Genomic DNA, 14,185 nt, shown 5'->3' with positions numbered 1-14,185 from the left:
CCGTTTCCGCAAAATTCTCTACCTGAAAAAGTATACCACGTCTTCCCCCGGTTTCACAACCCTGCCCTCCGGTTATTTCCCTTGCGTCCCTGGAGAAAAACCAGTATAATAAAGCTACAATACCAAAAGAAAAGAGGACACAGCATGGAAAAAATTGCAAGCTTTACCATTGACCATATAAAATTAAAACCCGGTGTCTATGTATCCCGGAAAGACCATGTAGGCGCGGAAGTTATCACCACCTTTGATTTGCGCATGACTTCTCCCAACGACGAACCGGTTATGAACACCGCAGAAGTCCACACCATCGAACATCTGGGTGCCACCTTCCTGCGCAATCACCCGGATTTCGGCACAAAAACCGTATACTTTGGGCCAATGGGCTGCCGCACCGGATTTTACCTGCTTCTTGCCGGAGATGACTCCTCCAGAGATATTCTTCCTCTGGTTACGGAGATGTTCACCTTTATCCGTGATTTTCGCGGCGAAGTACCAGGGTCCTCTGCAAAGGACTGCGGCAATTATCTGGATATGAATCTGCCTATGGCCAACTGGCTGGCAAAAAAATACTTAGAGGAAGTTTTAACCAATATCACCGAAGAGCGCCTGGTTTATCCGCAGTAATACTCTTGACAAAACAAGGCTGCCGCCTTTAAGCAGCAATCCAGAATTTTCTCGATATGCGCTTAAAGCGGCAGCCCTGTTTCTACAGCTTCTTTTCTGTCTAAATCTCTCAATTCCCCTTCATTGGAAACCTCGTAATAAAACACATCTTCCAAATGGTGTTTCAGCACGCGCTTTCCCCCTATATCTCCTGTGAGTTCCAGCAGTTCTTCCACATATTTCTGATGAAAAATCACCGGATTTCCGGCAATCCCCTCCTTACACACACAGCCAATGCCTTTCCCGGTTTTTAAAAATGCGGACACAAATTCTTCTACGGTTCTTTCTGTTAAAAAAGGCTGGTCTGCCACAAAAAACAGATAATAATTCTCCTTTTCCTCCCGGCTCTTTTCCATAGCGGCTGCAAGTCCCAGCTGCAAAGAGGAGGAAATGCCCCTGCTGCTGTCCCGGTTTTCCACTGCTGTCATGCCCTGTTTTTCTGCATACTGCCGAATTTCTTCATACTGCGTTACAACGGTCAGCGTCTGCAGTTTCTTCTTTTTCTGCAAATGGAGCAGCCGTTCCGTCAAAAACCGATACATAGGCTTTCCCTCTATCTCATACAGCAGCTTGTTTTCTCCGAATCTCCTGGAAAATCCCGCGGCCAGAACAATCCCGTGTACAGCTTTCGTCCAGTCATGAAGAAATACCGGCACAGAAAGCTGTTCCTGTAGTTTTTTTCTGCTTTCTTCGGAATTTTGCAGCACATCTGCCTGATTCAGAATAACTGCCAGCTTTCCCTGAGAAAAGTCTCGTTTCAGACGGCGGACATATCCCTGTTCCAACAGAATCCCCAGCAGCTCTTCTGTCACTATCCGTTCTCCGCTTTCCTGTCCCGCCTCTGTTTCCAGAATTTTTTCTGCTTCTTCTATACGATGGCACACTTCTTTCAAAGGTTTTCCCAGCGCCGAAGCTCCTGTTAGAATGAAAATATGCGTTGTATCCTCATAAAGGATCGGTTCTTGTTTTCCCGGCACTTTCATGGGAAATCTTCTGGAGCCGTCTGCCTCTAAAAGCACACAGTCCGCCTCTGCTGCGGTTTGTTCATAGACTGTGCGGGAAAGCGGGCCAATTTTTCCTCCTTCTTTCACCGGCAGACCTGCCGCTGCTGCACCTTCCCGTTTCAGCAGCGCACAAATTGCTTCTCCGTCATCCTCTGTTATGTCTTTCAGCGGGAAATTTTTCGGATTCTCCATATGAGCAGAAGTCGTAACCAACACTTTTTTTCCCTGTTTCTTCCACTGTTGTGCCAGCTCCAGCATGCAGCTGGTTTTTCCCCCGGCGCCCACAAAGGCCACGCGCATATGAGACCTTTCTCCCATTTCTTCTATCATTTCACAAAGTTTCATGAAGCTGCTTCTTTCCCAATATTCCTTTTTCCCAGGCACAGACCAGTTCCAGCACACCTCCGGCAATACACCTGGCTTTGTCCGAAATCAGGGCGCAGTGCGCCTGGGATTCCTTCCTGGGGTCTACATCTGCCAGCTTAAAATGTTCTGTCACCTCAAATCCATCCTGTAAAATTCCCCGTACCACGCCGGAAATCTGTGTGTACACTCCAATATTTTCCTTTTCCCGCTGAATATATCCGATACGCTGTCCTGCTTCCACCCAGTCTCCGATTTCTTTCTCCCTTCGGAAAACACCCGCACAGGGCGCATGCATCACCCGTTCCTTTCCATATCCGCCTATAAGGCCCGGCACTCCGGTATTTGGTATGGCACTGCCTTTTTCGATTTTTCTTCCCAGATAGTGTCCCCGCTTGGTTTCAATCACATAGTCCACATCTTCTCCTGCCGTAAAGCCCGGTCCAAGTCCTATAGTCAGGTCCGCCATATCCCTTCTGGTTCCCAGGTTTTTCTTTGCCAGAATCCCGTCTATTAAAATATCCGGGTGATACTGTTTCAGGCACTCCCCACTGGGGTCTGTCAACAGCATGGGACGGTTCCACCTTACTTTTTCCATGGCTTCCTGAAAACTGTCCACCTTTGTGCACACAATGCCCTCCACTTCCATGGTTCCCTCATATACAGCCTGACAAAAAGACACCTTCTGCCGGATAGCGGAAGGCTTCGTGTCCTCTAAAATAATCACCGGATACCCGCTCTGGCACAGACGGTGTATGGTTCCGGTTGCCAAATCTCCGCCGCCTCTTACAATAATAGGTTTCATATTCTGTCCTTTCTTATGGTTTGAGAATCAAATCTGCCTGGGCCTGGGTCTGCACAATCTGATACATATTGACTACATTTCCCACTGCCAGTTTTTCTTTCAGCCCATAGAAATCAAGACAGGTACCGCAGGTGCAGATTTCCACGCCTTCTTCCTCCAAAAGCTTCAAGTCCTCCAGAACCGGAGAATCCTCACATGATAAAAAGGCGCCGCTGTTATAAAACAGTACAGCCGAGGGTAGTTGTTCCAACTGGGTCAGGGCATAAACAAAACCTTTGATAAGAATTTTCCCCAGTTTTTCCTCTCCTTCTCCCATTTTGTCAGAGGACAGCACCACAACGGTTTTCTTTCCTGTTTTTATACTGCAGTTTTCCAGTTCCACGGTTTCCTGTACCTTGGCTTCATCCGTTTCCTGCTGTACGGTAAGGATAACTTCATATTCCTTTTCTCCCTTTTTTCGGAATTTATAATCTGCTTTCTGGGACGCTGCCAGCTTGCGAAGATTTTCCACAGCAATGGTATTATCCACAAGCACGCAGATTTCCTCTCCTTTTCTGCCGTTATCCATAGCCTTTTTTGTCAGGATGACCGGTTTCGGGCAGGCCATGCCCCTTGCGTCAATTTTTGTTTCCATAGTTCTATTTCCTTTCATATAACATAACTTCATGTATTCCCTGTATCTGAATCGCGCCTTCTTTTGCCGCCTGTTCTACAGTTCTTTTCTGTTCTATCTCCGTGCACCAGGCCAGACCGCACTCTGCGGAAATACTGCCCGGCAGGGGAATCAGCCTTCCCGGCAGGTTTTTCCGCTGAAACCATTGCTCTGCCGCCATGGCCTGTGTGGTAGTGGAAAACGACAGAACCAGCCGCTTTACTCTTTCTCTCATATAGGTTCTCCTGTTTCTCTTGCAATCAGTATAACAAAAAAACTCTTGATTTCTCAAGAGTTTTCAGAGCTGCCTAGCGGACTTGAACCGCCGACCTCCGCCTTACCAAGGCGACGCTCTACCGACTGAGCCAAGGCAGCATAACTTTTATTTTTCTGCTGTGTGCTTACCACAGTTATAGACTATACCAAAAAGTTATGCGCCTGTCAACCTTTTTCTTCTATTTTTTCACTAAATTTTTCAACTCTTCCCCTGCCATATACCGTCTTACATTTTCTACAGCAATAGATACCACATTTCTCAGGGTTTCCGGCAAATGATAAGAGCCGGAAATATGAGGTGTTATAAACGCAGTTGGAATATCCCATATCCTGTGTTCTTTCGGAAGGGGCTCCGGACTTGTGACATCAAGAGCTGCGCCCGCCAGGTGACCGGATTCCAGTACATCACACAAATCCTCTGTACAGATCAGATCTCCTCTTCCGCCGTTTAAGAAAAAGCTTCCCTCTTTCATAAGCGCAAACCGCTTTTTGCCAAACAAGCCTCTTGTCTCCTGTGTACTGGGCAGGAAAGAAACTACCGAATCAGCCCTCTGCAGCAGTTCGTCCAGCTCGCTCATAACATGCAGTTCGTCCATACAATCCGGACAGGGGACCAAAGTTCGTTTCACACCTATCACATAAGCCCCCAGGGCATGGGCAAGCTCTGCGAAATGCAGACCAATATCTCCGGTTCCCAACACCAGAATCACAGAATCCGCAATGGAGGTCACTTCTCCCTCATCTCCCCACATATGCTGTCTTTGCAGGTCACGATATAAATGCAGTTTTTTCTGCATAGCCAGAAGCATTGCAAACATATGCTCAGAAACCGCTTTTCCATAAGCACCGCTGCTGTTGGTCAAAAGAGTTTTCTCTCTTAATATCCCCTCTTTTACATAATCGTCAAAGCCTGCCGAATTCAAATGCAGCCACTCCAGACGCTCTGCCTCTTTTACCATCTCTGCCGGCACATTGCCCAGTATAATTTCTGCTCTCTTTACCTCTTCTGCAGTTATGGACTGCAAATCCCGAAAGCAAAGTTCTGCCCCGGCTGCTGCCTCTTCCAGGCGTTTCTTTTGATTCTCTGTAAATGGAATCACCGTTAAGATTCTTTTTTTCTCCATTTTTTCACCTCTGATGCTCTTTCATCCCATGGATTTTACTGCGAATTCTCTGCAGGGCATTGTCCACAGATTTTGCCGGTTTCCCTATTCTTTCTGCAATTTTCCGATAGTCCATCCCCTGCAGATACAAATCCAACACCTGGTTTTCAAAAGGACTTAATACCTTCTGAATCCTCTTTGACAGATTATCTGCATTTTCCCTGCCGATGACAATCTCCTCCGGGTTTAGCTGTATGGTATCCTCTGTATTCATCAGAGGTCCGTCCTCCTGACTCAAGGAAATATAGGTATTTAAAGGCCTGTGCTTCTGTCTTCCGGAAATCTCAATGGCCTTGCCCATCTGACGCTCCACGCACAGATTGGCAAACGTAGAGAAAGACGCATTCTTTCCGGGCTGATACCCCTGCACCGCTTTAAAAAGCCCCAACATGCCCTCCTGAATCAAATCCTCCTGCTCTCCGCCGATAAGGAACATGGCATGGGCCTTTTTCAGCACCATGCCTTTATATTTTTTCACCAGATACTCTTCCGGTCCGCTTTCCCCTTTTCGCAAAAGCTCAATCAACTGTTCATCTGATAATGCTTCATAATTTTTCATGTTCAGAACCTGTATCTTCTATCCTTACTGCCCCATTCTCTGGCGCACAATTTCAAAGGCCAGCACTCCGGCTGCCACAGACGCATTCAGGGAATCAATATCTCCCTTCATGGGAATGGAGGCAATAAAATCACATTTTTCCCTTACCAGTTTGGAAACTCCGTCTCCCTCATTGCCGATAACCAGTCCCATAGGACCTTTCAAATCCAGATCATACATGGTGGTGCCGCCCATATCCGCGCATACAAACCACATGCCTTCTTTTTTCAGCTGTTCAATAGTTCTTGCCATATTCGTCACCTTTGCCACGGGTGTATAATTCAGCGCTCCTGCAGAGGTTCTGGCTACCGTAGCAGTCAGTCCCACCGCTCTGTTTTTCGGGATAATCACCCCATGTGCCCCGGCCAGATTGGCGGTACGGATAATGGCACCCAGATTGTGGGGATCTTCGATATTATCCAGCAGAATCAAAAAAGGCGGTTCTCCTTTTTCTCTTGCCACTTCCAGTATATCCTCCACTTCTGCGTAGTTATAAGCAGCCGTCATGGCAATCACGCCCTGGTGCATGCCGGTTTCCGACATCTGCTCCAGACGTTCCTTCTTCACAAATTTCACCATGGTGTCATGCTTTTTGGCTTCTCTTAAAATGGTACGGACAGGACCGTCCTCACATTTTTCCAGCACAAAAAGTTTGTCCACGGATTTTCCCGAACGAAAAGCTTCCAGCACTGCATTCCGTCCCTCTATTTTAGTTTCCTGGAATTTATTCTCCATCTGTCTCTCCTTTTGTTTCTTCTGTCATTCCCAGCTTTATCAGTTCCAACATCCGCTCCCACTGTTCCGTCAGATACAGATATCCCATAAGGGCTTCAAATCCCGTGGCACGACGATAATCCGACATGGTGGCATTCTTTGCCATGGTATAGGATTTGGCATTGCGTCCCCGTTTAAAGACTGCCATCTCCTCTTCTGTAAGATGCGGCTTCAGCTTTTCAATCATTTCTGACTGGGCCGAAGCTTTCACCAGGCGATTGGCTCGCTGATTCAGCTTGTTCACCTGTGTATTCCCTTTTTCCACTAAAATGGTGCGGATAACCAGTTCGTAAATGGCGTCTCCGATATACGCCAGGGTCAGGGGAGAATACGTCCGGATGTCCGTATCCTCCAGCTGAAACAGTTCCTTTATATAACTTAAGCCCGCTTCCATTGTACGCCCTCTCTTGTATCCTTTAAAATAATGCCCATATCTGCCAACTGATCGCGGATTTCATCTGCACGCTTGAAGTTCTTCTCTTTTCTGGCTGTCTGGCGTTCTTCGATTAATCTCTCAATATCTTCGTCTAATACTTCCGCCTCTTTGTTTACCAGAAGCCCCAGCACATCGCTTAAATGCACGATAGTATCCAACAGTTCCTTTACAAATTCCCCGGTGCTTTCCCCACTTGTCTGGGTATTGGAAAATTTTACCAATTCAAAGATAGCTGCAATGGCATCCGCCGTATTGAAATCATCTTCCATGGACTCTTCGTATTTTTTCACATAGCCCTGAATTTCTGCTTCCAGTTCTTTTTCTTTCTCAGTTTTTTCTCCCTGAGGCGCTGTTTCCAGAAGATGTTTCAGCTGCTCTACACAGGTAATAATTCTGTCCAGAGCATTTTTAGAGGATTCCATAAGCTCTGCACTGAAATTCAGCGGGCTTCTGTAATGCGCGTTCAGCATGAAGAAACGCAGTACCTGCAAATCATATTTTTCCCCGATTTCCCTTACGGTAAAGAAGTTGCCCAGAGATTTGGACATTTTCTTATTGTCAATGTTCAGGAATGCATTGTGCATCCAGTATCTTGCAAACTGTTTTCCATTGCAGCATTCGGACTGTGCAATTTCATTTTCGTGGTGAGGGAATACCAAATCTTCTCCCCCTGCATGGATATCAATTTCCTCGCCCAGATATTTCTTGGACATGACGGAGCACTCAATATGCCATCCCGGACGTCCCTCACTCCATGGAGATACCCAGAAAGGTTCTCCCTCTTTTTTCGGTTTCCAGAGTACGAAATCCAGCGGGTCTTCCTTCTGGTCTTCTCCGGACACCTGCAGAGAACGGAAGCCGGACTGCAAATCTTCCAGATTCTTGTGAGACAGCTTGCCGTATTCCTCAAAGTTTTTCACCCGGAAATAAACGGTTCCGTTAACTTCATAGGCAAAGCCCTTGTCTATGAGTGTCTGAATCATTTCAATCATACCCTGGATTTCCTGGGTAGCCAGGGGATGTGTCGTGGCTGGTTTGACATTCATATCCGCCATATCTTTTTTGCACTCTTTAATATAACGTGTGGAAATCTCCTCCGCACTTACGCCTTCTTCGACAGCTTTTGCAATGATTTTATCGTCCACGTCTGTAAAATTGGAAACGTAGTTCACGTCATAGCCCTTGTATTCCATATAACGGCGCACCGTGTCAAATACAATCATAGGTCTTGCATTTCCAATGTGGATAAAGTTGTAAACCGTAGGTCCGCAGACATACATGCTTACTTTTCCCTCCTGTAAGGGAACAAATTCTTCTTTTCTCTTTGTCAGTGTGTTATAAATCTTCATAATTTTTGTTGCTCCTTTTCTCTTTTTTGCTCCGCCAGTTCTCTTGCCCTGCGGCATTTTGCTTCTCTTTCCTGCATATCTTTCATCTCATAGCTCATTTTCTGAAGTTCTGAACGGAGGCGTTCGTTTTCACGCTGGAGATAATGAATATCCTCCAGAGTCGGGTCAGGCAAATGAACCTGATCCATATCCACTCTTGGCACCTTCTGATTTTCTTTTCGCACCACGCGTCCCGGCACTCCTACTACCGTGCAGTTGGGAGGCACTTCCTCCAGTACCACACTTCCTGCCCCTATTTTGGAGTTTTCTCCAATGGTAAACGAACCCAGAATCTTGGCGCCTGCGCTGACCATTACATTGTCCCGCAGAGTCGGATGACGTTTTCCGGTTTCTTTCCCGGTACCTCCTAAGGTCACACCCTGATACAGGGTCACATTATCGCCAATTACTGTAGTCTCGCCGATAATCACCCCTGCACCGTGGTCAATAAACAGTCCTTTTCCTATTTTAGCCCCCGGATGAATTTCAATACCTGTTTTTCTGGCCGCTCTCTGGGAAATCCATCTGGCCAGAAAATAATGTCCCTTCTCATACAGTCTGTGTGCCTTTCTGTATTGTATCATAACACGAAAACTGGGATACAGTAAAACTTCCAGCGGCGTCTTAATGGCAGGGTCTCTTTCCTGAATTACCTGAAATTCCTCCTTGATACGTCCAATAAATCCCATGTTGCACTTCCTTTCCATGATTCACCGCAAAGCCGTTTTCTTCCTGCTGCCAAAAAGAAAAGCCCCCATACCGTATTGTTACGGTATAGAGGCGAAATACTCCGCGGTTCCACTCTATTTGAAGACAAAATTTCTGTCTGCCACTCCTTTGTCCATAACGCAGACCTGCGTACCCGGCTGTGCCTGTCTCCCCTTTAGAAGAGTCTGCAGACATTCACCGAATCAGCTCCCGAATGCACTTTCCGAAAATTCTTTTAAGGCAGCTTACAGCCGATGACCGCCTCTCTCTGAAAAAGAAGAGTTCCGTACTCTTTTCGTTCCAAGCCTTTTTCTGTCTTTCTTTAGTTTATTCATAAATGAGTGATTTGTCAATGTTTCTTTTCTGATTTTCAACATTCTTTGTTTCCTCTTGTCTTTCCAAATATCCTTTTTACCTGCTGCACTCTATTTTCTCCAATGGATTTTCCAGAAGAACCACGGTCTTTTCTTCTGCATCCAGGGAGACCTCGCATCCAATAGGCAGGGTAAGCATGGGATGTGTATGACAGCAGTCAAACTCTGCCAGTATAGGAATTTCACTTTCTCCCATGACTTCCAGCAGAATTTCATAAGGTTTTCTGCCCGTCCCGTTATCATCAAACTTTTCATGTTTTCCCAAAATGACGCCGCTGACTCGGTCAAATACACCTGCCAGTTTTAAAAGGGAAAACGAGCGTTCTATGGTGCAGGCATCTTTTAAGGAATCCTCGATAAACAGAATATCCCCTTTTCGGATTTCCGGCATATAGTCTGTTCCGAAAAAGCCCTCCATGGTATTCAGATTACCACCTATCAGTCTGCCCTTTACCCTGCCGGGTTTCACGCAAATCCACTGATTTTTTCTCGGTTCCTTTCCCCTGTCCTGACTGCTCCAGTCTATAAATTCGTCTGTCCAGTATTGGGGGACAGGAAAGGTATACGGCAGGTTTCCGTATCCCTGAAGCATCGTTTCAAATTGCTCATATGTCCAGTCCACAAAGGGCGGAAATTCGCCGAAAGAAGAGGCCAACGCGGGACCATAGAATACCGGCAGACCTGTCTTTTCATAAATAGCCAGAAGAAGTGCTGTTGTATCTGAATACCCGATGATAATCTTCGGGTGTTTCTTTAAGTATGCATAATCTATATAAGGCAAAATGGAGTTCGTGTTATTTCCTCCGATAGCCGCCATTACTATCTCCACTTCTTCCCGATACAAAAGCTGATTAAACTCCTCTGCCCTCTCCCGGATTGTCCCGGAACGGTAGAAATCACTTTTTCCGTATAAACTTCCGTCTAAAACCCGAAATCCTTTCTTCTGTAAATAAGCCTTTCCTCTTTCGTATCGAACCGGTGTGGTAGCCGATATGGGAGAAGAGGAAGAGAATACGCCTATGGTAAGCGGAGTCATGTTTTCTGTTGGTTTCATATACTCACTCCTTGTAAATCGTTTTTCCCATTTTAACATACAGAAAATGAAATTTCTATAAGTTTCCTCCGAAAAAACTATTCACAAAAAAGCGTCATCGGTTCTGGTGGTTATATGCCAGAAGATGTGTTTGATGTTCTGAATATCATGAAAAGTGGCAAGTGGGATATAGAAAAACTGATTACACATGAATTTCCCTCTGTTTTTGTTTTGCAATCCCTTCCCAAAAACATAGAAACACCCCGGCCAGGAGGTGTTTCTCCCAACCGGGGTGTTTCTATGCGGAGTTATGTTCTATCAATCTATGGATTAGCAAACGCCCTGTGCAATCATAGCTTCTGCAACTTTTTCAAAGCCTGCTGCATTTGCGCCTACTACGTAATTGCCTTCAAAACCATATTTCTTGGCAGCGTCTGCCATGTTATGGCAGATATTTACCATAATGCCCTGCAATTTGGCATCTACTTCTTCAAAGCTCCAGCTCAAACGCTCGCTGTTCTGAGACATTTCCAGTGCGGAGGTTGCCACACCGCCTGCGTTTGCAGCCTTACCTGGTGCAAAGATAATGCCGTTTTCCTGAAGATATTTTGTTGCTTCCAGAGTAGTTGGCATATTAGCACCTTCTGCAACTGCGAAACAGCCATTTGCTACCAATGTCTTCGCATCTTCCAAATCCAGTTCATTCTGTGTTGCACATGGAAGAGCCACATCACATTTTACACTCCATACGCCTTTGCCTTCGTGGTATTCTGCATTCGGTCTGTATTTTGTATATTCTGTCAGACGTGCACGTTTCACTTCTTTGATATCTTTTAATGCTGCCACGTCAATGCCGTCCGGATCGTATACCCAGCCTGTGGAATCAGAGCATGTTACTGGTTTTGCACCTAACTGGTATGCTTTTTCGATAGCATAAGTAGCTACGTTTCCGGCACCGGAAACAACAACGGTCTTTCCTGCCAGTTCTTTTCCGTTGATTTTTAACAATTCCTCTGTCAGATACAGAAGTCCGTAGCCTGTAGCCTGTGTTCTTACTAAAGAACCGCCGTAAGTCAGACCTTTTCCTGTCAGCACGCCTTCATAGGAATCGCGGATTCTCTTGTACTGACCAAACAGATAACCGATTTCTCTTCCGCCCACACCAATATCTCCTGCAGGTACGTCTGTGTCAGCGCCAATGTGACGATACAGTTCTGTCATAAAGCTCTGGCAGAAAGCCATCACTTCTCTGTCTGATTTGCCTTTCGGGTCAAAATCACAGCCGCCTTTGCCGCCGCCGATAGGAAGACCTGTCAAAGAGTTTTTGAAAATTTGTTCAAAGCCAAGGAATTTAATAATTCCAAGGTATACAGACGGATGGAATCTCAAACCGCCCTTGTAAGGTCCGATAGCGCTGTTGAACTGTACGCGGTATCCTTTGTTTACCTGTACATTTCCCTTGTCATCTACCCACGGAACGCGGAACATAATAACTCTTTCCGGTTCTACCAGACGCTCTAAAAGAGCCTCTTTACGGTATTTTTCTTCATTGGCTTCTACAACCGGTCTTAAAGAATCCAGAACCTCTTTCACCGCCTGATGAAATTCCGGTTCTCCTGGATTTTTCTTTACTACTAATTCAATAACCTCGTCTACATATGACATGACCGTTCCTCCTGTTAAAAGATATTGTATTTATTATGGTTTGTATTATAAATCCATATTCTTAATTTTGCAAGTTTATTTTTCATTTCCTGCATATTTTTTAATTATATCTTATATTCCACAATTTTATAAAATGTAATTGAAACTTTTCTCTATATGTGTTTCATTTACTACTGTATCCTGGTGCTCCAGGAAGAACAGTCCCACACGTCTGTAGCAAGCCCTTCGTAGAATTCCGGTTCATGGCACACCATAAGAATGGTCCCCTTGTACTCTTTCAACGCCCTCTTTAATTCGTCCTTGGCCTCCACATCCAAATGATTCGTAGGCTCGTCCAAAATCAGCACATTGCTCTCTCGGTTCATAATTTTACAAAGCCGTACCTTTGCCTGCTCTCCACCGCTTAACACCCGCACCAAGCTTTCGATGTGTTTTGTGGTAAGTCCGCATTTTGCCAGGGCCGCCCGCACTTCGTACTGGGTATAGGAAGGGAACACATCCCATATTTCCTGAATACAGGTGTTTTTATTTCCTTTTGGCATTTCCTGTTCGAAGTATCCGATTTCCAGGTAATCACCCAACTGCACCTTCCCGGAAAGCGCCGGAATCAAGCCCAGAATACTTTTCAAAAGAGTGGTTTTTCCGATACCATTGGACCCGGTCAGTACGATTTTATCCCCTCTTTCTACCCGCAGATTCAAAGGTTTGGAAAGAGGCTCATCATATCCAATGACCAAATCCTCTGTTTCCACCACAAAACGGCTGGGTGTTCTGGCTGTCTTAAAATGAAATTCCGGCTTTGGTTTTTCCTTTGCCAGTTCAATAACATCCATTTTATCCAGCTTTTTCTGTCTGGACATAGCCATATTCCTGGTTGCCACCCGGGCTTTATTTCTTGCCACAAAGTCCTTGAGTTCACTGATTTCCTGCTGCTGGCGGTTGTAGGCAGCTTCAAGCTGTGCCTTTTTCACCGCATAAACCTCCTGGAAGTGGTCATAGTCTCCCACATACCGGTTTAACTCCTGATTATCCATATGGTAAATCAGGTTTACCACACTGTTTAAAAACGGAATATCATGAGAAATAAGAACAAACGCATTCTCATATTCCTGCAGATAGCGTTTCAGCCATTCAATGTGCTCCACATCCAAATAGTTGGTAGGCTCGTCCAAAAGCAGAATATCCGGTTTTTCCAAAAGCAGTTTTCCCAGAAGGATCTTTGTTCTCTGACCCCCGCTTAAATCCGTCACATCTTTATCCAGACCAATGGCTGTTAAACCAAGTGCCCGTCCCACTTCTTCCACTTTACTGTCAATAATATAGAAATCATGCATGGTGAGCAGGTCCTGTATGGTTCCCAGTTCTTCCATCATTTTCGTCAGTTCCTCTTCGGAAGCCTCTCCCATCTTATCGCAAATTCCATTCATCTGCTCTTCCAGTTCAAAGAGCCAGGCAAAAGCAGATTTCAATACGTCGCGAATCGTCATCCCTTTTTCCAGTACGGTATGCTGGTCCAGATAACCCACCCGCACATTTTTCGCCCACTGGATTTTGCCTTCATCAGGCATGAGTTTTCCTGTAATAATATTCATAAAGGTAGATTTCCCCTCGCCATTGGCCCCTACCAGTCCAATGTGCTCTCCTTTTAATAAGCGGAAAGAAACATCCTGGAAAATAGCACGGTCACCAAAGCCGTGGGATAAATTCTGCACGTTTAAAATACTCATTTTCTTTTACTCCCTGCCGCAGCATCTGCCGCAGCCTCCTTGTATTCTGTCATCTCCCATCAAATCCTGCACATGAGTCAGAGCGCAGACAGCCTGGGCGGATATCCCTTCCTGGCTTCCCGTAAAGCCCAGCCCCTCCTCTGTAGTTGCTTTGATATTCACCTGATTTTCGCTGATATGCAGCGCCTGAGCCACATTGGCAATCATGGTGTCTATATAGGGCAGAAGCTTGGGTTTCTGCGCTATAATGGTGGCGTCAATATTATTAATCACATACATATTTTCTTCCAGCAGTTTGCCTACATACTGTAAAAGTTTGATGCTGGAAATCCCTTTATACTGAGGGTCTGTATCCGGAAAATGCCTTCCGATATCACGAAGGCCCGCAGCTCCCAACAGGGCGTCCATAATGGCATGTACCACCACATCTGCGTCAGAGTGTCCCAGAAGTCCCTTTTCCCATGGAATGTTCACTCCGCCCAGAATCAGGTCTCTGCCCTCAGTAAGTTTATGAACATCATATCCCATTCCTACTCGAATCATAATTTTCCCTTTC

General features: G+C 45.7%; 15 protein-coding genes, 1 tRNA gene and 1 other annotated feature. Of the genes, 1 reads left to right on the top strand and 15 read right to left on the bottom strand.

All coding sequences use genetic code 11. The features are described 5' to 3' along the window. The first annotated feature begins 144 nt into the window (after positions 1-144). Complete coding sequence (locus WKT17_RS01470; RefSeq protein ID WP_173747282.1) at positions 145-624, top strand: S-ribosylhomocysteine lyase; 480 nt, start codon at positions 145-147, stop codon at positions 622-624. Positions 625-686: 62 nt separating this feature from the next. On the opposite strand, the gene yqeC is transcribed toward WKT17_RS01470, so the two are convergent. The 15 genes from yqeC to ispF form a co-directional block, all read right to left on the bottom strand. After that, the gene (gene yqeC / locus WKT17_RS01465) at positions 687-2,012 is read right to left on the bottom strand and encodes a selenium cofactor biosynthesis protein YqeC (protein WP_173747281.1); all 1,326 of its coding nucleotides are present in this window, start codon (positions 2,010-2,012) and stop codon (positions 687-689) included. Beyond that, entirely contained in the window at positions 1,999-2,835 is an 837-nt protein-coding gene (gene yqeB, locus WKT17_RS01460) for a selenium-dependent molybdenum cofactor biosynthesis protein YqeB (RefSeq protein WP_291681696.1), read from the bottom strand. Before yqeB ends, yqeC begins: the two co-directional genes overlap by 14 nt. 13 nt (positions 2,836-2,848) lie before the next feature. Beyond that, the gene (yedF, locus tag WKT17_RS01455; RefSeq protein WP_294542836.1) at positions 2,849-3,469 is read right to left on the bottom strand and encodes a sulfurtransferase-like selenium metabolism protein YedF; all 621 of its coding nucleotides are present in this window, start codon (positions 3,467-3,469) and stop codon (positions 2,849-2,851) included. Between the two features lie 4 nt (positions 3,470-3,473). Next, positions 3,474-3,722, bottom strand: a complete 249-nt coding sequence (locus WKT17_RS01450; protein WP_173747278.1) for a DUF3343 domain-containing protein — start codon at positions 3,720-3,722, stop codon at positions 3,474-3,476. Positions 3,723-3,789: 67 nt separating this feature from the next. Next, positions 3,790-3,862 (bottom strand) — tRNA-Thr (locus WKT17_RS01445). 80 nt (positions 3,863-3,942) lie between these two features. Next, the gene (locus tag WKT17_RS01440) at positions 3,943-4,887 is read right to left on the bottom strand and encodes a D-2-hydroxyacid dehydrogenase (RefSeq protein ID WP_294542834.1); all 945 of its coding nucleotides are present in this window, start codon (positions 4,885-4,887) and stop codon (positions 3,943-3,945) included. A gap of 4 nt (positions 4,888-4,891) precedes the next feature. Beyond that, a complete protein-coding gene (locus WKT17_RS01435; RefSeq protein ID WP_173747276.1) occupies positions 4,892-5,485 on the bottom strand; it encodes a sigma-70 family RNA polymerase sigma factor in 594 nt (197 codons plus the stop codon). Between the two features lie 24 nt (positions 5,486-5,509). Further along, a complete protein-coding gene (gene rlmB / locus WKT17_RS01430; protein ID WP_294542831.1) occupies positions 5,510-6,259 on the bottom strand; it encodes a 23S rRNA (guanosine(2251)-2'-O)-methyltransferase RlmB in 750 nt (249 codons plus the stop codon). Beyond that, the gene (locus WKT17_RS01425) at positions 6,249-6,692 is read right to left on the bottom strand and encodes a Mini-ribonuclease 3 (protein ID WP_173747274.1); all 444 of its coding nucleotides are present in this window, start codon (positions 6,690-6,692) and stop codon (positions 6,249-6,251) included. Before WKT17_RS01425 ends, rlmB begins: the two co-directional genes overlap by 11 nt. Next, entirely contained in the window at positions 6,677-8,083 is a 1,407-nt protein-coding gene (gene cysS / locus WKT17_RS01420; protein WP_173747273.1) for a cysteine--tRNA ligase, read from the bottom strand. Before cysS ends, WKT17_RS01425 begins: the two co-directional genes overlap by 16 nt. After that, entirely contained in the window at positions 8,080-8,811 is a 732-nt protein-coding gene (epsC, locus tag WKT17_RS01415; protein ID WP_294542830.1) for a serine O-acetyltransferase EpsC, read from the bottom strand. The genes cysS and epsC overlap by 4 nt, the downstream gene beginning before the upstream one ends. Before the next feature lie 84 nt (positions 8,812-8,895). Next, positions 8,896-9,142: a binding site (T-box leader), on the bottom strand. 99 nt (positions 9,143-9,241) lie between these two features. Then, positions 9,242-10,258, bottom strand: coding sequence for a S66 family peptidase (locus WKT17_RS01410; RefSeq protein ID WP_294542828.1), 1,017 nt, complete (start codon positions 10,256-10,258; stop codon positions 9,242-9,244). A gap of 309 nt (positions 10,259-10,567) precedes the next feature. After that, positions 10,568-11,902, bottom strand: coding sequence for an NADP-specific glutamate dehydrogenase (gdhA, locus tag WKT17_RS01405; RefSeq protein WP_173747270.1), 1,335 nt, complete (start codon positions 11,900-11,902; stop codon positions 10,568-10,570). A 170-nt stretch (positions 11,903-12,072) separates the two neighbouring features. Continuing rightward, positions 12,073-13,629: an ABC-F family ATP-binding cassette domain-containing protein gene (locus WKT17_RS01400; protein ID WP_291681682.1), complete on the bottom strand. Its 1,557-nt coding sequence runs from the start codon at positions 13,627-13,629 to the stop codon at positions 12,073-12,075. 6 nt (positions 13,630-13,635) lie between these two features. Continuing rightward, positions 13,636-14,169: a 2-C-methyl-D-erythritol 2,4-cyclodiphosphate synthase gene (ispF, locus tag WKT17_RS01395; RefSeq protein WP_291681745.1), complete on the bottom strand. Its 534-nt coding sequence runs from the start codon at positions 14,167-14,169 to the stop codon at positions 13,636-13,638. Positions 14,170-14,185: the final 16 nt, after the last annotated feature.

Origin of the sequence: Blautia sp. HCN-20427 (assembly GCF_037890365.1) — a bacterium.
Taxonomy (GTDB): domain Bacteria; phylum Bacillota; class Clostridia; order Lachnospirales; family Lachnospiraceae; genus Blautia.
This window is presented reverse-complemented; position numbering and strand designations above follow the sequence as displayed.

Bases quoted from the DNA above. Each gene is read 5' to 3' on its own strand.
- yedF (WP_294542836.1), bottom strand. From the start codon at position 3,469: ATGGAAACAAAAATTGACGCAAGGGGCATGGCCTGCCCGAAACCGGTC.
- WKT17_RS01410 (WP_294542828.1), bottom strand. From the start codon at position 10,258: ATGAAACCAACAGAAAACATGACTCCGCTTACCATAGGCGTATTCTCT.
- yqeC (WP_173747281.1), bottom strand. From the start codon at position 2,012: ATGAAACTTTGTGAAATGATAGAAGAAATGGGAGAAAGGTCTCATATG.
- WKT17_RS01435 (WP_173747276.1), bottom strand. From the start codon at position 5,485: ATGAAAAATTATGAAGCATTATCAGATGAACAGTTGATTGAGCTTTTG.
- rlmB (WP_294542831.1), bottom strand. From the start codon at position 6,259: ATGGAGAATAAATTCCAGGAAACTAAAATAGAGGGACGGAATGCAGTG.
- WKT17_RS01440 (WP_294542834.1), bottom strand. From the start codon at position 4,887: ATGGAGAAAAAAAGAATCTTAACGGTGATTCCATTTACAGAGAATCAA.
- WKT17_RS01400 (WP_291681682.1), bottom strand. From the start codon at position 13,629: ATGAGTATTTTAAACGTGCAGAATTTATCCCACGGCTTTGGTGACCGT.
- WKT17_RS01450 (WP_173747278.1), bottom strand. From the start codon at position 3,722: ATGAGAGAAAGAGTAAAGCGGCTGGTTCTGTCGTTTTCCACTACCACA.
- cysS (WP_173747273.1), bottom strand. From the start codon at position 8,083: ATGAAGATTTATAACACACTGACAAAGAGAAAAGAAGAATTTGTTCCC.
- gdhA (WP_173747270.1), bottom strand. From the start codon at position 11,902: ATGTCATATGTAGACGAGGTTATTGAATTAGTAGTAAAGAAAAATCCA.
- yqeB (WP_291681696.1), bottom strand. From the start codon at position 2,835: ATGAAACCTATTATTGTAAGAGGCGGCGGAGATTTGGCAACCGGAACC.
- WKT17_RS01470 (WP_173747282.1), top strand. From the start codon at position 145: ATGGAAAAAATTGCAAGCTTTACCATTGACCATATAAAATTAAAACCC.
- WKT17_RS01425 (WP_173747274.1), bottom strand. From the start codon at position 6,692: ATGGAAGCGGGCTTAAGTTATATAAAGGAACTGTTTCAGCTGGAGGAT.
- epsC (WP_294542830.1), bottom strand. From the start codon at position 8,811: ATGGGATTTATTGGACGTATCAAGGAGGAATTTCAGGTAATTCAGGAA.